The organism is Pararhizobium sp. LjRoot238, from assembly GCF_964252955.1.
In the GTDB taxonomy this organism is placed as follows: domain Bacteria; phylum Pseudomonadota; class Alphaproteobacteria; order Rhizobiales; family Rhizobiaceae; genus Pararhizobium.
In genome coordinates this window covers 573,166-594,394 of the sequence record NZ_CAXUPP020000002.1, presented here as the reverse complement: position 1 = coordinate 594,394, position 21,229 = coordinate 573,166, and the positions used below count along the sequence as shown (strand labels likewise).

Annotated in this window: 14 protein-coding genes and 4 pseudogenes; 10 read left to right on the top strand and 8 right to left on the bottom strand. The window is 56.3% G+C overall.

Features of this window, described 5'->3' with window-relative positions; translation table 11 throughout:
* Nucleotides 1-13 precede the first annotated feature (13 nt).
* From ACSQ3F_RS24005 to ACSQ3F_RS23980, 6 genes are all read left to right on the top strand, one after another.
* Nucleotides 14-1,312 (top strand): hypothetical protein, encoded by a 1,299-nt coding sequence (locus ACSQ3F_RS24005; RefSeq protein WP_436102709.1) that lies wholly within the window; start codon nucleotides 14-16, stop codon nucleotides 1,310-1,312.
* 31 nt (nucleotides 1,313-1,343) lie between these two features.
* Entirely contained in the window at nucleotides 1,344-2,135 is a 792-nt protein-coding gene (locus ACSQ3F_RS24000) for an ABC transporter permease (RefSeq protein ID WP_436102708.1), read from the top strand.
* 326 nt (nucleotides 2,136-2,461) lie between these two features.
* Nucleotides 2,462-3,889, top strand: a complete 1,428-nt coding sequence (locus ACSQ3F_RS23995) for a mannose-1-phosphate guanylyltransferase/mannose-6-phosphate isomerase (protein WP_436102707.1) — start codon at nucleotides 2,462-2,464, stop codon at nucleotides 3,887-3,889.
* A 130-nt stretch (nucleotides 3,890-4,019) separates the two neighbouring features.
* Nucleotides 4,020-5,456 (top strand): phosphomannomutase, encoded by a 1,437-nt coding sequence (locus ACSQ3F_RS23990; RefSeq protein ID WP_436102846.1) that lies wholly within the window; start codon nucleotides 4,020-4,022, stop codon nucleotides 5,454-5,456.
* Between the two features lie 350 nt (nucleotides 5,457-5,806).
* Nucleotides 5,807-7,138 carry a glycosyltransferase family 4 protein gene (locus ACSQ3F_RS23985; RefSeq protein ID WP_436102706.1) on the top strand — a complete coding sequence of 444 codons (1,332 nt, stop codon included), beginning with the start codon at nucleotides 5,807-5,809 and terminating at the stop codon, nucleotides 7,136-7,138.
* A 54-nt stretch (nucleotides 7,139-7,192) separates the two neighbouring features.
* The gene (locus ACSQ3F_RS23980; RefSeq protein ID WP_436102705.1) at nucleotides 7,193-7,867 is read left to right on the top strand and encodes a hypothetical protein; all 675 of its coding nucleotides are present in this window, start codon (nucleotides 7,193-7,195) and stop codon (nucleotides 7,865-7,867) included.
* 55 nt (nucleotides 7,868-7,922) lie between these two features.
* Here the strand turns inward: ACSQ3F_RS23980 and ACSQ3F_RS23975 are convergent, their stop codons facing one another.
* Together ACSQ3F_RS23975 and ACSQ3F_RS23970 are read right to left on the bottom strand one after the other, a co-directional pair.
* Nucleotides 7,923-9,020 carry a polysaccharide pyruvyl transferase family protein gene (locus tag ACSQ3F_RS23975; protein WP_436102704.1) on the bottom strand — a complete coding sequence of 366 codons (1,098 nt, stop codon included), beginning with the start codon at nucleotides 9,018-9,020 and terminating at the stop codon, nucleotides 7,923-7,925.
* 455 nt (nucleotides 9,021-9,475) lie between these two features.
* Nucleotides 9,476-9,844: pseudogene (locus tag ACSQ3F_RS23970) on the bottom strand (glycoside hydrolase family 127 protein); the annotation flags it as partial.
* Nucleotides 9,845-10,326: 482 nt separating this feature from the next.
* Between ACSQ3F_RS23970 and ACSQ3F_RS23965 the strand changes: the two are divergent.
* A complete protein-coding gene (locus ACSQ3F_RS23965) occupies nucleotides 10,327-10,494 on the top strand; it encodes a hypothetical protein (protein ID WP_436102703.1) in 168 nt (55 codons plus the stop codon).
* A 246-nt stretch (nucleotides 10,495-10,740) separates the two neighbouring features.
* Nucleotides 10,741-11,805 carry a methyltransferase domain-containing protein gene (locus ACSQ3F_RS23960; protein WP_436102702.1) on the top strand — a complete coding sequence of 355 codons (1,065 nt, stop codon included), beginning with the start codon at nucleotides 10,741-10,743 and terminating at the stop codon, nucleotides 11,803-11,805.
* A gap of 21 nt (nucleotides 11,806-11,826) precedes the next feature.
* Here the strand turns inward: ACSQ3F_RS23960 and ACSQ3F_RS23955 are convergent.
* Nucleotides 11,827-12,100: pseudogene (locus ACSQ3F_RS23955) on the bottom strand (tRNA-guanine transglycosylase); the annotation flags it as partial.
* 223 nt (nucleotides 12,101-12,323) lie between these two features.
* Between ACSQ3F_RS23955 and ACSQ3F_RS23950 the strand changes: the two are divergent.
* A complete protein-coding gene (locus ACSQ3F_RS23950) occupies nucleotides 12,324-12,527 on the top strand; it encodes a hypothetical protein (RefSeq protein ID WP_436102701.1) in 204 nt (67 codons plus the stop codon).
* A 53-nt stretch (nucleotides 12,528-12,580) separates the two neighbouring features.
* Here the strand turns inward: ACSQ3F_RS23950 and ACSQ3F_RS23945 are convergent, their stop codons facing one another.
* Complete coding sequence (locus tag ACSQ3F_RS23945) at nucleotides 12,581-13,390, bottom strand: calcium-binding protein (RefSeq protein ID WP_436102700.1); 810 nt, start codon at nucleotides 13,388-13,390, stop codon at nucleotides 12,581-12,583.
* Between the two features lie 183 nt (nucleotides 13,391-13,573).
* Here ACSQ3F_RS23945 and ACSQ3F_RS23940 point away from each other — a divergent pair.
* Nucleotides 13,574-14,062, top strand: a pseudogene (locus ACSQ3F_RS23940) (ATP-dependent DNA ligase); the annotation flags it as partial.
* Here the strand turns inward: ACSQ3F_RS23940 and ACSQ3F_RS23935 are convergent.
* The 4 genes and pseudogenes from ACSQ3F_RS23935 to ACSQ3F_RS23920 form a co-directional block, all read right to left on the bottom strand.
* Nucleotides 14,054-14,662: pseudogene (locus tag ACSQ3F_RS23935) on the bottom strand (IS110 family transposase); the annotation flags it as partial. The pseudogenes ACSQ3F_RS23940 and ACSQ3F_RS23935 overlap by 9 nt on opposite strands.
* Before the next feature lie 369 nt (nucleotides 14,663-15,031).
* Entirely contained in the window at nucleotides 15,032-18,100 is a 3,069-nt protein-coding gene (locus ACSQ3F_RS23930) for a calcium-binding protein (RefSeq protein WP_436102699.1), read from the bottom strand.
* Between the two features lie 427 nt (nucleotides 18,101-18,527).
* Nucleotides 18,528-19,553 carry an ABC transporter permease gene (locus tag ACSQ3F_RS23925; RefSeq protein WP_436102698.1) on the bottom strand — a complete coding sequence of 342 codons (1,026 nt, stop codon included), beginning with the start codon at nucleotides 19,551-19,553 and terminating at the stop codon, nucleotides 18,528-18,530.
* Nucleotides 19,554-19,589: 36 nt separating this feature from the next.
* On the bottom strand, nucleotides 19,590-21,131 hold the full coding sequence (locus ACSQ3F_RS23920; protein ID WP_436102697.1) for a sugar ABC transporter ATP-binding protein: 1,542 nt from the start codon (nucleotides 21,129-21,131) through the stop codon (nucleotides 19,590-19,592).
* Between the last annotated feature and the right edge of the window lie 98 nt (nucleotides 21,132-21,229).

Below are 21,229 nucleotides of genomic sequence, written 5' to 3'. Positions count from 1 at the left end.
TCAGGAGACGACGTTGAAGGACACGAACCGGCCGGCGAAGCTCGAAAAATCACAGGCTCGCTCGGATGAGACAGGCGCATTGGTGTTACGACTCGATGAAGTCAGGCCGGTCCGCCAGCAGGCGGCGGCACCCACGATTGTTCCCAAGCAGTTTCCTCGCAAGACGACTGTTATATATCGCTCCGCGCGGGTTACGGATATGGTTGCCAAAGCAAAGGGCGGCCTGTCTGGTGCATCGATATCTTTTTTCCTGATGGTCATCGTGCCAACGATCATCGGTGCCCTTTATTTCGCCTTCGTGGCATCTCCGCAGTATATGTCCGAGTTCCGCTTCTCCGTTCGGCCAACGGATGGCGCGTACATATCTTCCTCCTCCTCCGTCGCTGCAGATACGGCCGTTGCCATGTCCAACAGCTATATTGTCGCCGATTACACGCTTAGCCGGGATGCGGTGGAAGCGCTGGAGAAGAGTGTCGGTTTGCGCCGGATCTATTCGATGGATGGCATCGATGGGTGGTCGCGTCTTTCTGAAGACGCCTCGCTCGAGCGTCTGGTGGATTACTGGCGAAACCGGGTTTCGACGAGCTACGATATCATGACGGGTATCAACACGATCGAGGTCACGGCGTTTTCTCCACAGGACGCACTCAAAATATCTACCGCCCTGCAGGCTCTATGCGAAAAGCTCGTCAACGACATTTCCGAAAAGGCGCGCCAGAGTCAGATGGCTTTCGCCAAAAATGAACTGGACCGCGCCGAGGCGCGTCTCAAGGACGTTCGTCAGCGCGAAACGGAACTGCGCTCCGGCCAGAAGAGTATTGACGTTCGCAAGGACGCCGAAGGCAAGATGCTTCTGAACAACAAGCTGCGGGGCGATTTGTCGGTACTGGAAGCGCAATATTCCGCGCTTTCGAGCTACATGGATCCGACGTCTCCGCGGCTCACCGTCCTCAAGAATCAGATTACCGCCGCAAAAGAACAGATCGAAATTTTGCAATCACAGGTTACCGATGTCGATGCAACGAAGCCCGGCACATTGGACGACGCGCAACGTGTCACGAAATACGATCAGTTGCAGACAGATGTCGAGATCACGACAAAACTCTATGAGTCTTCTCTGACGAACTATGAAAATGCCCGTATGCGGGCCAGCAACAACCAGACCTACCTCGCCACCTATGTTCAGCCAGGACTGCCCCAGATTGCTTCCTACCCCCGCACCTTTGTCGACACGCTCCTGGTATTCCTGTCCGCGTTCGGTGCGTGGGTGGTGTTGACGTTGATCTATTACAGCATCCGTGACCATGCTTGATCGGTTGTAGCTAGCTGGAGCTTATCTTTCGATGAATGTGTTGGCGCTCGGCCTGTCCCGGCAATTGAGGATCGTAAGTGCGCTTACGATTCGCGAGATCAGACTGCGCAACAGCAAGCATGCATTCATGCAGTTGTTTGATCTGCTAGAGGCGCTTTTATTTATTGTCGGACACTGGATCATTTTCACATATCTTCATCGAAGCCTACTCATCGGTGATAGCCTGCTGTTGTTTATAGCCACAGGTATTTTTCCCATTCTTTTCTTTCGGACCATTAGTATTAAAGCAGCATCTGCACTTGAGGCATCCAAAGCAGTCACAAGTATCCCATTCATTGAGGCGCTCGATTATTCAGTTGCGCGCAGTTTCGTGGAATTTTTATCGTTTACGCTCGCCTTTCTTGCTTTCTTCGCAATGATTAGCGTTTTAGGTCTTTCGCGTTACGCAATACCCTATAATCCGGTTGCGATAGTGCAGTTTCTAGCAATGCTTACGTTGTTAGCCTTTGGTGTTGGTCTCATCAATTCGTTCCTCACCTACCTGATTCCACTATGGAAATTTTGCTGGTCGATTTTTGCGCGTACTCAGATATTTTTCAGCGGGGTCTTTTTCATTCCCGAATACATGCCCCCGGCAGTCAAGGATATTCTGGCTTACAACCCGATTATGCATTTCGTCGCGCTGTTCAGGACAGCGTTCTTTCCCACTTATCCCACCCATATGATGTCCATGAATTATATGCTTGGCTGGACCTTCGCGGCGCTGATGCTGGGTTTGGCGCTGGAGCGGGCTTTGCGAAACCACAGGGCTCATGGCCATTGAGTTCGATGGAACTCCCAGAATCCTCAGCTTTCCTTAATCAAGGCGATGCGACGGCATTAGGAATCTGTGCCAGAAGAGCCGGATGAATAGTGCAAGTGGTATATTTCTACCATTCGTTGGAAGTCGACCGGGATCAAAGCAATGGCTAATAGCCGTTGGACAGCCGAGAACTCGACAGCTGAATCAAAAATGATATAGCCAGTCATTATCTCAGCGCCAGACAGCGTGTAGGAAAATCGTTAGCGGGCGTCACACAATGTAATTCAACAGAAAGACTCGCAACTTTAGCAAATCTTTCGCCTACAGAATGCTCACAGAGGAAACCCATGCCATTGAAAATCGTGCCGGTCATTATGGCCGGTGGTAAGGGAACGCGGCTTTGGCCATTGTCCCGATCTGCAGCGCCTAAACAGTTTCTCCAATTTCTTGGCGATCATTCCCTTTTTCAGAAAACCTTGAAACGGGTTGCGGACGCAGAGTGGTACGAACAGCCTGTTATTGTCACGAATTCGGAATTCCGCTTCATGGCGGCCGAGCAAGCTATGACCGTCGATGTGCCCCTGTCGAGTATCCTGCTTGAGCCAGTCGCGCGCAATACGGCGCCGGCTCTGGCTGCAGCAGCCTTTTTGGTCCAGCGCGACTACGGCGACAACGCCGTGATGCAGGTGTTAGCTTCCGATCATGAGATCGATTCTAACACCCATTATTTCGACTGCATTGCCACTGCCCGTGACACCGCAATGGCCGGAAAGCTCGTGACATTCGGGATCACTCCAACGGAGCCAGCAACCGGCTACGGCTATATCGAAACGGGAACGGACCTGCATTCCGGCGCAAAAACGGTCGCCCGGTTTGTGGAAAAGCCAGATCAGGCCCGTGCCGAGCAATTGCTGGCAAGCGGTCGCTATCTCTGGAATTCCGGCATGTTCATGCTGCCGGTCAGCCTGTTCCTGTCGCAAATGGCTGCCTTCGCCCCTGCAGTGCACGAAGCGACACAAAAAGCCGTTCAGAGTTCCGTCAGCGATCTAGATTTCGTTCGTCTTGACGCAGCAACGTTTTCTGAAGCGCCGGACATCTCCGTGGATTATGCCGTGTTTGAAAAAACGCTGCACGCGGCGGTCGTTCCCTCTTCCTTCAGTTGGTCGGATCTCGGCAGTTGGGATTCTGTCTGGGCTATCGGAGACAAGGATGAGTTTGGCAATGTGGTCGGCCAGAAGGCGACCGTTTCCAACACGCGCAACTCTCTTGTTTTGTCGCGCGATATCCATCTTGCGGTTCATGGCCTTGATGACATGGCTGTTATTGCCAGCGAAGATGCTGTCTATGTCGGGCATCTGGCTGATAGTCAGAATGTCGGCCAGATCGTCAAGAGCTTGGCCAAGGCGCCAAAGACGCGTCAATTGACGCAAATTCACCCGACCTCATATAAGCCATGGGGCGCGGTTGCCTCCGTGCTGAGCGGCGAGCGGTTCGAGGTTAAACGGCTGCGCGTAACACCCGGTCGCAAGATTTCGTTGCAGAAGCATCATCATCGCTCCGAGCACTGGATTGTCGTACGCGGTACGGCCGAAATCACCATTGGCGACAAGACCCACCTGCTACACGAGAACGAGTCGATCTACATTCAGCAGGGTGAAGTTCATCGTCTGAGCAATCCGGGCAAAATCCCGCTGGAACTGATCGAGGTGCAGACAGGCTCATATCTCAAGGATGACGATGTCATTCGCCTTGATGACGAGTTCGGCCGGGTTTGAAGACGAAAATGCATGGGCCGGAAGGCTCGGGCATCGTTGTTGTGTCACACCTACGTTTTCCCGCCGGCTTACGTGACGGCTTGCCCGCGGTTTCGACGATATCAGAGGGCAAGTTTTGAAAGGACTGAATTTGAACCTGAAATTTGGCACCAGTGGTCTGCGCGGCCTTTCTGTTGATCTGGAAGGCCCCGCTGCTGCAATCTATGCTACGGCGTTCGCGGGCACGCTTATCGCCTCCTCGCAGGCCAAGCCCGGCGATACGGTCCTCATCGGCCGTGATTTCCGTCAGTCAAGCCCGCAGATCTCTGCGATTTGTATCGGCGCTTTGCTACGCGCCGGATTGAAGGTCCTCGATTGCGGCACGGTCCCAACACCAGCACTAGCGCTCTACGGCCTTCAGAAGCACGCTGCAGCACTGATGATTACCGGCTCGCATATCCCGGCAGACCGCAACGGTATCAAATTCTATCTTCCCGACGGTGAAATCGCCAAGGAAGACGAATTGGCGATCGGCGCTGCGGCGGCAGAGCTTATGGCTTCTGGCACGCCTATCGATGCAACGCCCGCGACGGCTCCGGACCACGAGCGCGACGTTCGTATGCTGTTTGTCGCCCGCAACACCGCCATCCTCGCCACAGGCGCCTTGACCGGTCTCAAGATCGGCGTTTACCAGCACAGCACAGTTGCCCGCGACCTGTTTGTGGACGTGCTGCGCCACTTTGGGGCCGACGTTGTCCCACTTGGCCGCAGCGAAACGTTCATTCCGGTCGATACGGAAGCCGTCTCGCCAGAAACCATTGATCTTCTGAAGGGCTGGGCTGTCGAACATTCTCTCGATGCTATCGTTTCGGCCGACGGCGATGGTGACCGTCCGCTGGTCAGCGACGAGACGGGTGAACCTTTGCGCGGCGATTTTCTGGGTCTGATCGCCGCGCAATTCACCGGGGCCGCAGTTGCAGTCACGCCTATCACGTCGAATTCCGGAATAGAGCGTTGCGACGACTTTACGGTTTTGCGGACCCGCGTCGGCTCCCCCTTCGTTATCGCCGGTATGATGCAGGCTCTCTCAGACGGACAGACCGGCGTACTGGGCTTTGAGGCGAATGGCGGGGTGCTGACAGCTACAGATTTCTCCATCAACGGCACATTGATCAGCTCGTTACCCACCCGCGACAGCTTCCTACCGGTGCTGGCTGCTCTGGCTAAGGTGGCACAACATGGCCAACCTCTTTCGGTCATATCCGCATCGTACAGCCTTCCGGTGGCACTCAGCGATCGTCTGGAGAATTTCCCAACCGAGACGAGCACGGCCCTCATGGCTTATCTGCGGGGCGACGATGCCAATCTGGAAGCATTTCTGAGCGATGTTGGCACCATCGCAGGCGTTAGCGACATTGACGGACTTCGCGTGGCATTGATAGACGGACGCATCATCCATTTCCGCCCATCGGGCAATGCCCCGGAAATGCGCTGCTATGTCGAGGCGGAAACAGAGAGCCAAGCTAAGGCTTTGTTGGAAAAGGGACTTAACCTACTCCGGGCATGGGCAGATTCTTGCGGGGCCTGACATAAATAATGTTAAGGCCATCAGAATTTACGGTTTGATCTGATTGGCGACGTCGTTTCTTCACGATGTCTGTTGTATTCAGCGGCCAAACGGCTGAAATTCCATTCATCCGCTGATATGAGTTGTTTTCACAAGCCCTTTCATCACCGCCAAATGCGTTTCTGAAGCCTGCCCGGCGACAGCATTAAGGTTGCTTCCGATATAGCAATCGCATAGATAGCGGGTCGCATCGCCTTCAGCCAGCAATGACGGTTCCGTCACCTGAGACTTAAAGACGAACAACCATCGCTCGGCCGAGCCTCCGCACAATCCAGGCCGATGAAGCAAACAGCAAGTGGGATCTACATTTCATGTCTAAACCTCGTGTCCTGGTCGATGGCTACAATCTCGCTTTGGAGAAAGGCACGGGAATTGCCACCTACGCCCGAAATTTGAGCGCGCAACTGTCGGCGCTGGGGCATAAGGTTGACTTGATGTACGGCGTACGATCTTCGGCCGGTAAAAACGAACTTCTTGCGGAAGTGAGTTTCTTTGACCCGTCGCCCAGATCGATGAGGACAAAGGAAATCGTCAAGAGCCTGATTAAGTCGCCATTTGGGGTCACCGCCAAGCAGGTTCCAATCACCGGAAAGGTCATCGCCCGGAAAACACCCGGTGGTCTGCCTGAGCATGACCGGATATTCAACGTGCGTAACCTTTATACGATCTCGCGCTGGCATTTCCGGACCTATGGACAGTTCCTGAACATTGATTACGCCGGAAGTGCCGACATTGCGCACTGGACCTATCCCTTGTCCGTCACGCTGAAAAACGCAGCGAACCTCTACACAATCCATGACCTTGTCCCGTTGCGGCTGCCCTATACGACGCTCGACAATAAGAGAGCGTTTTTAAAAAAGGTGAAGCGCATCAGCGAAAAAGCCGATCACATCGTCACGGTTTCGGAGGCTTCCAAGCAGGATATCGTAGAACTTCTGGGCGTTGATGAAAGTCGCGTAACGAACACCTATCAAGCTGTCAATCTACCGAGCCGTATTCTGAACCGGAACGAGGACGAGGTCCGCGAAGAGGTCTCGTCGATCTTCGGGCTCGAACATAAGCAGTATTTCCTGTTCTTCGGCGCGATCGAGCCGAAGAAGAATGTTGGCCGAATTATCGAAGCCTATCTCGCCAGCCACAGCCAGCTTCCGCTGGTGATCGTCGGGCAGCTGGTTTGGAAGGATGCCAACGAGCTTCGTCTTCTCGACGCTCTTCAGGATTCGGAGAAATCCCTGCTCAATAAACAGCTCTTAGGTCCCACGACCGGTCACGCCGCGAAGACGTCCTCGGTCATGCGACTGGAATATCTCCCTCTCAATCTCCTGACGTCATTGATCCGGTGCGCCAGGGCGGTTGTATTTCCTTCGCTGTACGAAGGCTTCGGCTTGCCGATCCTCGAGGCGATGCAACTGGGTACGGCGGTGATCACAGGCAGTGAAGGCGCAAACCCGGAAGTCGCCGGTGACAGCGCATTGATCGTCGATCCGTACAATGTTAATTCGATCTCGCAAGCTATCAAAGACATTGCAAATGACGACGGATTGATGAAGCACTATGAGACGGTGGGTCTAGAGCGCGCCAAGTTGTTTTCCTCGGAAAAATACGCCGAGCGTCTTCAGAATCTCTATGCCAAGTTCAAGTAACACGTTGAGGGAAACGTCGGACGACACCCTCGTGATGAAGAAATCAGACTGCCGATGACCGATCAAAAGCCTTCACTGAATGATCTGCTCGCAAGGGCGAATGATGCAGCGCTGACGATGGGCGATCAAAAGGCAGCAGCACTTCTTCTCGAAGTTTGTTCCGCAGCCTCCGCCTTGATCGCAAAACAGGACGAAATCCGGAAAGAGGCGTTTCGGGATGGTATTCGGGGGGCCGCCAAGGTGATCCGGAACCGGCAAGCTGCACCTGGTTCAGCGCTCTCCGAGCTGTTCACGGGTGAAGGAACCAATCCGGATCTCTTTGCGGACGAACTGGCGGGCATAGCGGGCAGTACGGCGGTCACGGTTAACGATCTACGCAAACTTCGCCAGAAAATAAACACCGCGCCTGAGGGTAGTGACGAGATCGATAACGATATCAGGCGCGTCTATTACTCGGTGATGAGCGATCGTAATCCGACTTCCGCCGATATTCTGCCGCCAGGTTCTCCATCGAGATCACTCGACGTCGCCACATTCGTCATCGAAAAAATCCTGCGCGAGGGTTGGTGGACGCTCGGCAATAGCGGGGTCAACGCAAGTGACAAACCGGTCGGGAAAGTCGGCCTTACCCCAACGCAAAGCTCCAAACCCCAGACGGCCGCCACAACGCCACTGACACTGCTTTCCGCTCTTGTGCTGACGTTGATTGAAAGCAGCAAATCGCGCTGAAGCTGCCGTTGCAACGCAGTCAAAAGCGTTTTCGAGAGCTGGCCTTTCGTTTTCCCTATGCGCGCAGTTTGTCCATGCGCTTCAACTCGTTGACGTCATGCTGCAGAACCAGATCTTGCAGGATCGGGTGATCCCAGATCGTTCCGCCGGCCGGTGACGTTAACGGAGCAAGATCGAGCGGAAAGGCATCAAGAAGAGCCTGCGCATTGAATGTCTTCGGCAACCAGGCGCTATCGATCGCGGCCATCAGGTCGTCCCAATCCGTCACATGGTTGCGATCTTGCGCGTAGACCGGCAGTTCGGTCATTCCCAGCCCTCGATAAAGGTCGATGATACGCAAATCGAGATCGCAGTTGGCGCCGAGATTCCGGACATGAAGTCCCTGCTTCGGACCGCGCAGCGGAAAATGTAGGCACGGAATACCGTAGCTTTCGGCAAAGACCATGCCGTGAAGGCTCGTAGACACGATCCGATCGCAGGCCAAAATCTCATCGATCTTATCTTTGATCGACGTCATACTGATCGGCGTCACCGTATTGATCAGATGGATGTGGTCTTTCAGATTCTCTGGGATGGAATAGCGCCGGAGTTCGGACTTGAGGTGGGCCTCGGGATCGCGATCAGCCAATTCGGACAGATGGACGATAACGCCCAACTTCCATTTCTTAACCGGGACCGGGGCATAGAAACGCGGCAACAACCACACCGGATCGCCATAGACACCGACAGTTCCCTCCGGCTTGCCCGTCAGCAGATGCTCCGACACCGGGCCGCGTGTTGCGGCCACTGTAAAACCTTTTTCCCCGGCGCCGCTGAAGCTTTGCCAGTCGTTGCGCGGCGCGGAGGGATTTTTCCACATCGACGCGCCCGTTCCCCAGAACCATACTTCTCCACCGGCAAATCCATGGCCGATCGTCCCGACGCACGCCATGCGTAGTGAATTCGATTTTGAGGGGACGCGCTCGATATCGCGGCCCGACAGAAGTGCCACCATGACAGCGCTGAGCGCATCGCCGATGTTGAGATAGTCCATACTAGAAGTGGAGCCAGCCCAAGACAGGGGAACCTTACCATGACGGCGCACATGTTCGGCCAGCGCGTTCGATTTTCCGCCTGCGGCATGTGCTCTTAACGCCTTAAAGATCGACTTCACTGATCTTCTCCTGAAATGCTGTCTCGCCCCGCTTCGTACGGCCCCTTTTGCTTTTCTGCAAGTCGGTCGGATGCCATTAAGAACCTGATCAACGGTTTTGACTTCGTCATTTTCGCTGTGTGACTTAAGGGCGCGGATTACTCAAGGAAGGGCCTGCGTTGGCAGCGGTCTGAACTTGGCCTAGTTATGGCACGATAACGGCCACAATCGTCCAATCAAAGGCGAGAGCCAAAGCTCCCTGCAGTGCCAGAAGGCCCACAACGATCCTCGCTGTTACCGCCGCAACGATGCTGCCTTTGGATCGAACCAGGTCCTTCCGCTCAGCTATCTTCAATTGCCGCTCAGCCGTCAGGTCCGAATACAGGAGAGGATTAATTCTAGGGCGGCTCACCAAACCGGGATAGTCAATGGAGAAACAATACGAAAGGATCCGTGACACACAGATACGTGGATGAGCGATGTGAGGGATCGCGAACCTTCGGGTTGGCAAATTGTGGACGGAGCGCAAGCGGCAGATAAAGGGCTACCGTGTCGCCATACTCCAGTCCCGCTCGATGCGGGCATAGCCATCGACCACGCATGCCGAAAGGTCGAGTATCGCGCCGTTGACGCTCAGCGTCGCACCTTTCGCCCATTCCGGGGTGCGAAGCGAAAGAGCGGACCTCGCCGGTGATGCCAGTGTCGTGGTGAAGGCAATCACACTGTCCCAGGGGTAGTTGGTTGTCTGTGTGAGCTCCAAATCGGCACCACTTGCAAGCTTTCAGTCGCGCCTTGCTTTCCCCATAGAGGTGGACGGCGATTTCGTCTTCGGCGACGGCGTAAACTCGGCGAGGTCGTCCTATACACCCATGACGGACCCCATTTCGATGGCAATACGCCTGACACTGCGATTGGCCGGAGGCCTCACCCTGACCGAATATGAACATGACGCTCCAACCGCCTGCACAATGAAGGCCGCCTGCTCCCTTCCTGGCTCAGCACCCCACGCGGAATGCGTGAACACAAAGCCAGCATTCCAAGGGGAACGCTGGCTTTGATGCCGACGCATTGAGGGCAACAGCGCGTCGATTGGTGAGACCTTGTTGCTCAATAAAGGCCCCGATCTCCTAAAAGACGCTGGCGCCATGACCTACGCTATTTCCGCCCTCGCCGTCCTATCGGCCGCCCTAGCCTTCCAACGGCCGACGGTGTTTTCATGCTTTGCAGCGTGCCTGCTGCTCCTCCGCGCGGCGTGGTTCTGGTGGCCGGTGCTGGCAAGTGGGTGAGGTTATTCTGGGGATTGCCCACCCGACTGCCGAGATCCTGATTGAGTATCGTCCACGAGCGCCTCGCGCCTCGACAACTCAACCTCTACGGCTTCGCGGGTGAACTCTGCTCGGCGACGGCGCTGTATTTTCTCGTCAAGCAGCCGGACGGCACCTACAAGCTCAACGGTGTGCAGATGCTGCAGCAGGCGCCCGGCCCGGAAATCTGACAAATAAATCAATACAACTCTTCTGCATGCGATACATTGACGTTCCTGCAAAATCTCATTTAAAACATGTTCGAACAAAGCTCACTTATGACATGTTTGAATAAATGATAAAGGAACTTAAGAGTGAACATGCCGCTGCAGAAAGTATGTGACATTTACGATCTCTTTGATCCCGAGATTGATACTATTCTAAGGCACGATCTAAGATCAGTTCCATTCGGCTCCCGGCGTGCCTGGGAGTTCGCAATGATCTTCCGTGCCCTGTCGAAGAAGGGAAAACTGCATCCCGCAGCCCAAGGTCTTGCCATGGGTGCGGGTACGGAAAAGCTGATCTATGCAATCGTACCGCGCGTCGCAAAGACGATGGTCACCGATCTCTACTTGCCGAATAGCGGTTGGGTCGGCGTGCGCACCGATAATCCTCTTGATCTCATCCTGCAGAAAGCGCCTTGGCCGATCGACGCGCAGAAGGTCGATGCGATGGCGATGGATATGCGCAAGCTCGATTTTCCGGACGAGAGTTTTGATTTCTGCTGGTCGACCGGTGCTTTCGAGCATATCGGGCGCGACGAGGATTTCCTGCGCCACTTCCGCGAGGTCGAGCGTGTCTTGAAGCCTGGCGGCGTTTATGCCTTCACCACGGCCATCACATTCGGCGGCGTAACGGAGGACATTCCTCACAACTACTATTTCGATCCCAACCACCTGATCGATCTAATCCATGGTTCGCCGCTACATGCCGAGCCGGTTTTCGATTGCTTCGTGCGCGATCATATTTTCAACCGGCCGCACCCCGAACGTCTCCAGGATTACGGTTTCGAGCCGGGCACGAAGTTTTCGAAACCGATCGTCTCTTTCCGGCGCGGCGTTCTTCTCGCAGCCAACGTGATGGTCCTGACAAAGGAAGCTGGCCGTGCCAAGGTGCGACCCGAGGTGCGCGGGCTAGAGCAAGCGCGCCAGCGGCTGACGAACCAGGCGGACGCCTATTTGCGCCAACTCTGGTCGGACTTCCAGTATCTCCAGACGACGGCGGAGAAAGGTGGCCTCAGCATTCAGCCGCAGGTCTTCGGCAATGGCGAGGCGCTGGTCGATGTCATCGTACCGCACGGTGGTCCCGCCAACCTGAAATGGACAGTCAAGCAGCGGCCAATTTCCGGAAGCGTGACATGGGAGCCGCTTACTGCCGGCACGGTGACGGTGGCCGAGGGCAGCTTCCGTTTTCCAACCCGACGTGATCGTCTTTACTCAATCAAGCTGTCGAGCGCGACCGGTGACCTTGACCGCATCGTCGTCAAGGCTAAGCGAGTCTGAGCCTCGCTATTCATCGTGGCGCTAGTTCTCCTGGCGCCACGCTTCCTGCGTTTCGGCCATGAGGTCGGCATAGTCCCTGTTCGATCGCCGGATACCCGCGATCAGGTCCTGATAGTAGGACAGGTTGTTCCAGGTCAAATGCATGCCGCCAATGGATTCGTTCGAACGGACAAGGTGATGCAGGTAGGCCCGCGAATATCGCGCGACGCCGGGCAGGAGGACTGGTCATCCAGCGGCCGAATGTCTTCGGCGTGGCGTTACGCATGTTGATGCGGCCGTGACGGGTGAAGGCCGTGGCGGCCGGAACCGGTCGATACGGCTCAGTCGATCATCCAGAACCAGATCGAGGCTCTCCTCAACGACGATGCGACTGCCGGCCTTGACTCCGCGCCCTGTGTGAACATAATAAGAACATTCACGGCGATGCGGCCGCCAATCTGAAAATATGTCCACATGATAGCCACTGGGTTATGCACAGTGGGAAGGAGAAGCCGTGCCTACCATCAGCGCCGTCGCCTATGACATTCAATATTCAGGGCCCAGTCGATGAAATCGCCGCTGCCCTGGCGTTCCACGACGGCAATGTTCGCGCCACGATCGGTACGCTGATCGTGGACTGTCGGCATCTGCGCGAGCAGTTGGTATTGACCCAAACTGCTATGAGCATCGGTTTTACCCGTGGATGGACGCCGAGCTTCGACCGCGACCTAAAACGAGAATGACATGCCGGCTTTCACCGCCGAAGCGGGGTTTGAAGATACGCCGGAACCGCTGGCTAAAGGACAAAGTAGCCTTTGCTCAGCGTCACCGCATCGTCCAGATGAAGGGCAAAGTCAGCCACCTTGTCGCCGTTCACATCACCATAGATGTACGTGTCCGAAGCTTTCTTCTCAAAGCGCAACTCACCCGGCTTGCCGTGAAATGTCGCTGTGCCGATGAAACTGAACGCCTGATTACCAGCAGCCCTCACATTTGCATCGATACCTGACAGATCGATTTTATCACCGATCATTAAATCGCGAATCGTGTCGAGGCCGAGACGGGTGTTTGACTGCGTAGCAGAAGTGTACACAAACGTATCATTCCCGGCGCCACCGAATAGCTTGTCGACGCCGAGGCCGCCATGCAGTTTATCAGCGCCAGAACCACCACTGAGTGCGTCGTCGCCGCGTCCTCCTGAGAGATCGTCATTGCCAGCGAATCCAAAGAGCGCGTCGGAATATTGGCCGCCAAAGATATCGTCGGAGCCCGAAAGCGCGGACGTCACCAGTTTTTTGGCTTCTGTAATGCTTCCCGATGCCACTACATTCAAAATGGATTTGACCGACAGTCGCAGGCCGGTCAGTGAAAAAAGCGTTTCACCACCGTAGGTTTCCGAGATGCTCTGGACTTCGCCGCCGGTGATGCCGCTGCTATTATATGTGAAACCTGTCCCTTTGATTGTAACCTTTACCCCGCCAACGTAGCCCACGATCGCGGTGCTATTGTATTGGCTGATATAGGCGCTTGGCAGTTCGGACAAATCAAAATCAAAATCAACCATGTTGATGCTGTAGCCAGCACCCATTCTCAAAGTTACACCCATAAATACCCCCAACAGCGAAACACACAACGCATAGAATGTTCTGCGTTTCCGTTCAATCCGGAAGTTGCGGTCAGGACGATGGCGGGCGAAAAATCGGAAGTACGCTGGTATAGGAGAGGGTCGTTGCTGGGGCCGAGAGTTTGAGAAATAGCCAGAGACCATCACAATCGTTACAATGATGGAATGAGGAAGCCTTTAGAGCCAACCTCGATCGGAAACCTGCAGGATGCCGGCGTTCCGCCGCGCGGTCGTCGTCGTAAGCCTGCTGGTGCGCCCCCGCCCCCAGATCCAATGCCATGCCGCATCGACCCATGTCTGGCGACGCTTATATCAAAGCCGCCAAAAGGGAGCGACTGGGCATTCGAGGTTAAGTGGGATGGCTATCGATTGGCCGTCCATATCGAGCCAACCGGCGTGCGGATCTTGACCCGTGGCGGGCATGACTGGACGGATCGCTTTCCATCGATCGTCGCCGAGGCCCCTCACCTGCCCCTGAAGACGGCCATCCTCGATGGCGAAGCCGTCGTGCTCGACGAGAAGGGCCGATCCGATTTCGGTATGCTGCAGCGGGCGCTCGGCCGCCGGCCGGCGGCGCACGAACCCGGCGAAATCATCCTCTACGCCTTCGATCTTCTCTATCTCGACGGCCGCGATCTGCGCCGGCTCGTTCTTGGCATTTGTTCTCGTGAGGATCACGGTCGCCGCTTCGTAAAGCAGTCCGCGCAGGTGGTTGTCGCCTCGTCGCGAGATATGGCCATCATAGTCAACCTCGCCTGACTGATAACGCCGCGTTGTCAGCCCGAGCCAGGCGCCAACCGAGCGCGACGTTCGGAAATTTTCTGGATCTTCAATCGCTGCGACATAGGAGATGGCCGTGACGGCGCCGATCCCCGGGATCGTCATCAAAAGCTTCGTCGCCTGGCTCTCCCGTGCAGCCGCAAGCAATTGGCGATCAAGATCGGCTGCGCGCTTGCGTATGTCGCGCCACGCCTCAAGCAGAGGCAATATGATCCTGGCCAGGCCGTCATTCCCATCCAGGAGTTCCCTCACATTGCCATCAAACACCCTACCTGTTCCTTTAGGGATGATAAGGCCGAACGTCTTCATCACGCCGCGGATCTGGTTGCTGAGCTGGGTTGAGATGCTCAGAAGCTGATTGCGGGCCGCCACCAGCGTGCGCGTCAGCATGCTGTCGAAAGCCTTTACCCGGACTGCCTTGTAGAAGCCGGCTTCGGCCAACTGGGCCAAGCCATCCGCATCATTGGCGTCGGTCTAGCCGAAGGGGTTCCTGCGATCTGCATTGAAGCGCGCCACGCGCAAAAGGTCTTGAACGAGACGCTCAACAAAATAGCTCGTGACTTACGCCATTTCTGCCCTCGCCATCCTATCGGCCGCCCTCGCCTTCCACCGACCGACGGTGTTTTCATGCTTTGCGGCTTGCCTGCTGAACGCCGGCGCGGGTTTTGATGGTGATTGTTGGTGAAGTGAAAGCAACTGGAAGTTTTACCAGTTGCACTCGCCTGCACGTTGGCTACTCTACGCCTATGAAAAACGATCCGACACGAAACCATCGAATAGCCCACGCCTATCTGGCCGGAACGACAACAGCGTCGATTTGAGGGCGAGCACAGCCTATTTCCATTAAAGCAGGAAAAAGCCTTTTAACATCGTGACTGCATCATCGAGATGGATTGTGAAATCTGTCGTCTTGTCGCCGTTCACATCGGCGCAGATATAGGTATCAGAGGCATTCTTGTCGTAGCGCAGTTCGCCCGCCTTGCCGGTAAAGGCTCCGGTTCCGATGAGGGAGAAGGCCTGATCGCCAGCGACCGTCGAATTCGCATCAACGAAAGAAAGATCGATCTGGTCGCCTTCGGACGCAAGGAAGTCAATAATCGTGTCCTGGCCTGTTCTCGCCGCCTTCGATTCGGAAATACGAGCATACGCGAAAATATCTGCGCCTTTCCCGCCATAGAGTTTATCGGCGCCAGCGCCTCCATACAGGAGGTCATCGCCGCCTCCTCCCGAAAGAACGTCACGCCCTCCCATGCCACCAAGCGCATCATCGCCAGCGCGACCGAAAAAGGTCTCCGAATAGACGCCACCGACCATCACGTCAGCGCCGTTTGAACCGTCGAAGATTTCAATGTTGTAATAATGCGAGCCTTCAGCCTCGCCCGTGTTGAGGGATGAATCCAGTAGGCTCATCGTCACCGGCTTTGAAAAGTCGACCGTATCTATCCCGAAGTGGCCGCCATTAACGATATCCCAGCTACTGGCGATGATTACGTCGTCGCCCTCCCCGCCATTGATCCGATCCTTGCCAAGGCCACCATACAATTTGTCGTTGCCCGCACCACCGAACATCATATCGTTCCCATCGCCGCCGTCCAGTCGGTCATCTCCGTTCGCGCCCTGAAGTCTGTCGTCTCCGCCCATGCCCCTTAGGACGTCGTTACCACCCTCGCCGTAGAACCTGTCATTGAGAACGCCTCCCGTCATCCGATCAGTTACCGCCGAGCCGCGAAACGCTTCGATATTCGTGTACGTCGTGTATTGCGCTTCGCCCGTGCTGTTGGCCGAGTTAGCGAAATCAAGGGTGACGCCAGCCAAAAAATAAACCGTATCGCTTCCCTCACCGCCATCGACGATGTCCTTGCCGAGACCTGTGTAAATCGCATCGTTACCGGTACCACCCAGAATTTTGTCGTTACCGGCGCCGCCGTAGAGAGTGTCGTCGCTTTCTCCGCCGTCCAGCGTGTCGTTGCCGTCGCCACCGAACAATTTATCGTTGTCGTAGCCGCCTTCCAATATGTCCGATCGCGTGCTGCCGAAGTGATAGTCAACGTCATAAGTACCGGTGAGGTGCTTCGGGCCCGATTTGTCAAAACCAAGGTCTCTCGGTGTCAGCATGCCAATATCGATATTCTGCCACGTCACGGTAACGAATCCGCCCCTGAACGGAATATTGAAGGCTGCTTCCGCGGTGCTCTTTTGCTGCAGTATCATTTGCAACTGATCGAGGCTCGATATACCGAGGATGGACAGGTCAAACTTGTCAATGCCGATCTGGAAATCCCCGAGCGTTGTAAAGCCTCTCCCGTTAAACAGCTTGAACGTATCTGCGCCCGCTCCTCCGTACAGCTTGTTGTTGCCGGCGCCACCATCCAAAATGTCGTTCCCCGAACCTCCGAACAGCTTATCGTCGCCCTCTCCGCCCCAGAGCTGATCGTTTCCGCCGCCGCCAAACAGCTCATCATTGCCGTCGGCGCCATTGAGGATATCGGCGGCGCGGCTCCCGAATATGCGGTCATCGAAATTGGTCCCAGAAACCGATTTTCCATCACCCTCATAAAAAATGAAATCGGCAGCCGTCAGATCTTGCGCTTTCACCCTGTTGAGGAGCACCGTATGTTCATATGCATCGATAGCGGTTTTGAAGATCAGCTGCCCATCCCGGTTCTCAAGAATGAATTTCAGTTGTTCGAAATCTGAAATGCCCGTAGCGGACACATCAATTTTATCGATGCCGACCTGAAAGTCTCCAATGTCCTGGACGGACTGGGTATCATTCTTCGCCGCATTGATTTTGAATGTGTCGGAGCCCTGTTGCCCGTACAGTTTGTTTGTGCCGTAGCCACCGATGATGATGTCGTTGCCAGCTCCTCCGAAAAGCTTGTCGGATCCGCTGCCGCCGCTGAGTGTATCATCGCCGTCACCAGCGAAAATGACGTCGTCAAACGCCGTTCCGGTTCGCGGTTTTATCGTGGACGATGCGAAAATAAAATCGGCACCATGAAGATCCTTCATCGCGATATCGTAGATCAGAATCTCATGGTTGTTGGACGTGTACAGCTCATCGGCGCCGTAATAGGCATTGAAATACGTGCCGCTGCGGGTCGGCGCAGGCTCCATGATCAATTTCAACTGCGCAAAGCTGGCAATGCCGAATGCGCTGACATCAATCTTGTCTACGCCGATCTCGAAATCTTCGACTACGCCGTCGGTTCCATAACTATACTTGCTAAACACACGCGCTGGCGCCTTGAAGATATCGGCGCCCTTGTCCCCGTAGAGGTTGCTTTCCCCCTCCCCAAAAATCAGCGTATCGTTACCGTTCCCTCCATAGAGGGCATTGCCGGCGCCAATCATCGTGTCGTTGCCATCTCCGCCGAAAAGCGTGGCACTGCGACTGCCCCGACCGTCCATGATGTCATTGCCGTCACCGCCGTAGAGTCGGTCGTTGCCAAATTCGCCTTCAACGGCGATCATCGTGTCATCACCTGCTGTTCCGAACAACGTGTCGTAACCGTCAGTCGCCGCGTCAACGGTTGATTTCGATGTATCGAAGATGAAATCATCGGCTGACAGCGTGCTGAGCTTCACATTTTCAAGACTAAATCCCCGGCTATTAAAGTTGCTCATCACTCCCAGGCCTGTCACCACCGGGATATCGGATTGCATCAAAAGCGGCTTCATCTGGCTGAAGCTCGAAATTCCCAGAGCTGAAATGTCGATTTTGTCGATGCCGCGCTGGAAATCCTTGACGGTATCGCTACTGGACACACCTGGGCGCGCACCGATCACGAAGGTATCTGCACCATCCTTGCCGTAGAGTATGTTCGTGCCAGCGCCACCGACGATGACGTCATCGTCGTTCGTGCCGGTCAGTGTTTCCTTGGTATCGTTTACCCCTACAATCGTCGCCATTTCGCAATCATCCGCCCAATTCGAAAATATATCAGGCGGTTAAGCTATGACGAACCTAATGCCCTTCCGCACGACGCGGCGATCGATTTATAGCAAAGGTTGTATTGGATACAATTGGCACGGAAGAGATTCTTTTTTAATATTAACCGAGAAAGTTGCCGACCGGGACTGCGTTGCTGCCGAATGCGCAGCGCAAACCACGGATTCGCCGCAAGAGCTTCAAAACCAATGAGTTCTACGAGGCCTCCGTGGTTCCGCTTTCCAAAGCGGCTGCTGGCATGGCGCGCGGCGGGTTAAGTCATCGGCCGGATACCATCCCGGCCAAACGGTGTTCGCACACCATGCGCCATGCCTGGCGCACAACGAAAAGGCCGGGGTGGATTTAAACACCCCGGCCAAGTCACTTTTACTGGATTTTCATCCATCCCTACCCCTTCTTGCGTCCCTTCTGGCGATAGACGTCCACCACCACGGCGGCGATGATGATGAGGCCCTTGACGATTTCCTGGTAGTAGGCGTCGACGCGCAGGAAGGTGAAGCCGGAGGTCATGACGCCGAGGATCACCGTGCCGATCACCGTGCCGGTGATGCGGCCGACGCCGCCGGTCAGCGAGGTGCCGCCGATGACGGTGGCGGCGATCGCATCGAGTTCGTACATCACGCCCATGCCGGCCTGCGCCGTCTGCGCCCGCGCCGCCGTCACGACGCCGGCCAGCCCCGCCAGCATGCCGGCGATCGCATAGACCTTGATCAGATGCGCCTCGACATTGATGCCCGAGACCCGGGCCGCCTGGACGTTGGCGCCGATCGCATAGGTGAACTTGCCGTAGCGGGTATAGCGCAGCGCGATGTGGAAGATCAGCGCGACGACGAGGAAGACGACGACCGGCCAGATGCCGGTGCCGATGAAGTTGAACTGGTCGGTCAGGCCCGAAACCGGCTGGCCCTTCGTATACCACTTCGACAGGCCGCGGGCCGAGACCATCATGCCGAGCGTGGCGATGAAGGGCGGGATCTTCGTGCGGGCGATCAGCTGGCCATTGATGAAGCCGGCCAGCAGGCCGATGCCGAGGCCAAGGCCGATCGGCACGATCGCCGGCAGGTCGGTCAGCGACGGATACAGCGCCCGTGGCCAGCTCGACGCCTGCGCGACGCTGGCGGCGATCATCGCCGTCATGCCGACGACCGAGCCGGAGGACAGATCGATGCCGCCGGTGATGATCACCTGCGTCACGCCAACGGCGATGATGCCGATCACCGCCACCTGCAGGATCATGATCGTCAGGCGCTGCGGGTTCATCAGGAAGCTCTGGCCGACGAAGATCCAGCCGAGCACCTCATAGACCAGCGCGATGCCGATCAGCACCAGGAAAATGTTGAATTCCGGCGGCATGCGCCGTCTGGATTTGGCAAGCGGCGGGCTCGCGCCCTGTGCCGCGACATTGGTATCCATTGCTCTTTCCTCCCTGTGGTTGAGATTTCCTGGCCGTCAGCGTGCGGCAAGTTCCATCACCTTGATCTGGCTGGCTTCGGCCCGATCGAGGAACCCGGTGACCCGGCCTTCATGCATGACCATGACCCGGTCGCTCATGCCGAGAACTTCGGGCATTTCCGACGAGATCATGATGACGGCGACACCGTCGCGGGCGAGTTCCGTCACCAGCCGGTGGATTTCCGCCTTGGCGCCGACGTCGATGCCGCGGGTCGGCTCGTCGAGGATCAGGATGCGCGGATTGGTCATGAGCCAGCGGCCGATCAGCGCCTTCTGCTGGTTGCCGCCGGAGAGGTTCTCGATGCGCTCCTCAAGGTTCGGCGTCTTTACCCGAAGCTTGCGGGCCATCTCCTCGCATTGCGCCGAGACGCCCTTCTCGTCGACAAAGCCCATCGTCACGAATTGGTCCTGCAGCACGGCGATCTGCATGTTTTCCAGAATGTTGAGGATCAGCAGGCAGCCGGTGTCCTTGCGGTCCTCGGTCAGAAACGCCATGCGGTGTTTGATCGCTGCCGTCGGCGAGGCGATCGTCACCGGCTTGCCGTTGATGCGGATCGAGCCGGATGTGGCCGGCGTCACGCCGAACAGCGCTTCGGCGACGTTCGAGCGGCCGGAGCCGACCAGACCGGCAACACCGAGGATCTCGCCGGCGCGCACGTCGAACGAGACATCGTGGAAGACATCCTTGAGGCAGAGGTCCTTGACCGACAAGACGACGTCGCCGATCGGCACCTCCTCCTTCGGAAACATCTGGGTGATCTCGCGGCCGACCATCATGCGGATGATGTCGTCGCGCGTCACATCGCTCGAGGCATGCGTGCCGATATACTTGCCGTCGCGGAACACCGAGAACTCGTCGGCGATCTCGAACAGCTCGTTCATCTTGTGGGTGATGTAGACGATGCCGATGCCCTGGCGGCGCAGGTCGCGGATGATCTCAAACAGATGCGCGACCTCGCGGTCGGTCAGCGCCGAGGTCGGCTCGTCCATGATCAGCACGTCGGACTCGTACGACACCGCCTTGGCGATCTCGACCATCTGGCGGTTGGCGATCGACAGGTCGCGCACCTCGAGCTGCGGATCGAGCGCGATGTTCAGCCGCTTGAACAGGGCGGCCGTCATCCGGTTCATCTCGCGGTGATCGACGAAGCCGAAGCGGTTCTTCGGCTCGCGGCGGATCCAGATGTTCTCGGCAATCGTCATGAACGGCATCAGGTTGAGCTCCTGATGGATCATCGCGATGCCGTTTTCGAGCGCATCGAGCGGTGACTTCAACTGGATGTCGACACCCTTGAATTTCACCTCGCCCTTGTCGGGCGTGTAGATGCCGGCCAGGATCTTCATCAGCGTCGATTTGCCGGCGCCATTCTCGCCCATCAGCGCATGCACCGTGCCGCGCTTCAGCCGGAACGACACGTCGTCGAGCGCCACCACCCCCGGAAATTCCTTGCGCACCCCCTCGACCGCAAGCAGATATTCGGCATTCGGCACCGCGCCACTCGCACGCACCGCCGCTATCGTTGTCGGACTGACTGTCATTTTTATTGCCTCCCTATGTTGTTGTATGGGCCGATCCCGCACTCGCGACCGGCAAACGTGGCTTTCTCTCCCAGTAAATGGTGGCACTTCCGTATATG

Coding starts and splice junctions, on each gene's coding strand:
- ACSQ3F_RS23950 (WP_436102701.1), top strand. CDS start 12,324: ATGACATTCAATATTCAGGGCCCAGTCGATGAAATCGCCGCTGCCCTG.
- ACSQ3F_RS23995 (WP_436102707.1), top strand. CDS start 2,462: ATGCCATTGAAAATCGTGCCGGTCATTATGGCCGGTGGTAAGGGAACG.
- ACSQ3F_RS23925 (WP_436102698.1), bottom strand. CDS start 19,553: ATGGATACCAATGTCGCGGCACAGGGCGCGAGCCCGCCGCTTGCCAAA.
- ACSQ3F_RS24000 (WP_436102708.1), top strand. CDS start 1,344: ATGAATGTGTTGGCGCTCGGCCTGTCCCGGCAATTGAGGATCGTAAGT.
- ACSQ3F_RS23930 (WP_436102699.1), bottom strand. CDS start 18,100: ATGGCGACGATTGTAGGGGTAAACGATACCAAGGAAACACTGACCGGC.
- ACSQ3F_RS23920 (WP_436102697.1), bottom strand. CDS start 21,131: ATGACAGTCAGTCCGACAACGATAGCGGCGGTGCGTGCGAGTGGCGCG.
- ACSQ3F_RS23960 (WP_436102702.1), top strand. CDS start 10,741: ATGATCTTCCGTGCCCTGTCGAAGAAGGGAAAACTGCATCCCGCAGCC.
- ACSQ3F_RS23985 (WP_436102706.1), top strand. CDS start 5,807: ATGTCTAAACCTCGTGTCCTGGTCGATGGCTACAATCTCGCTTTGGAG.
- ACSQ3F_RS23945 (WP_436102700.1), bottom strand. CDS start 13,390: ATGGGTGTAACTTTGAGAATGGGTGCTGGCTACAGCATCAACATGGTT.
- ACSQ3F_RS23980 (WP_436102705.1), top strand. CDS start 7,193: ATGACCGATCAAAAGCCTTCACTGAATGATCTGCTCGCAAGGGCGAAT.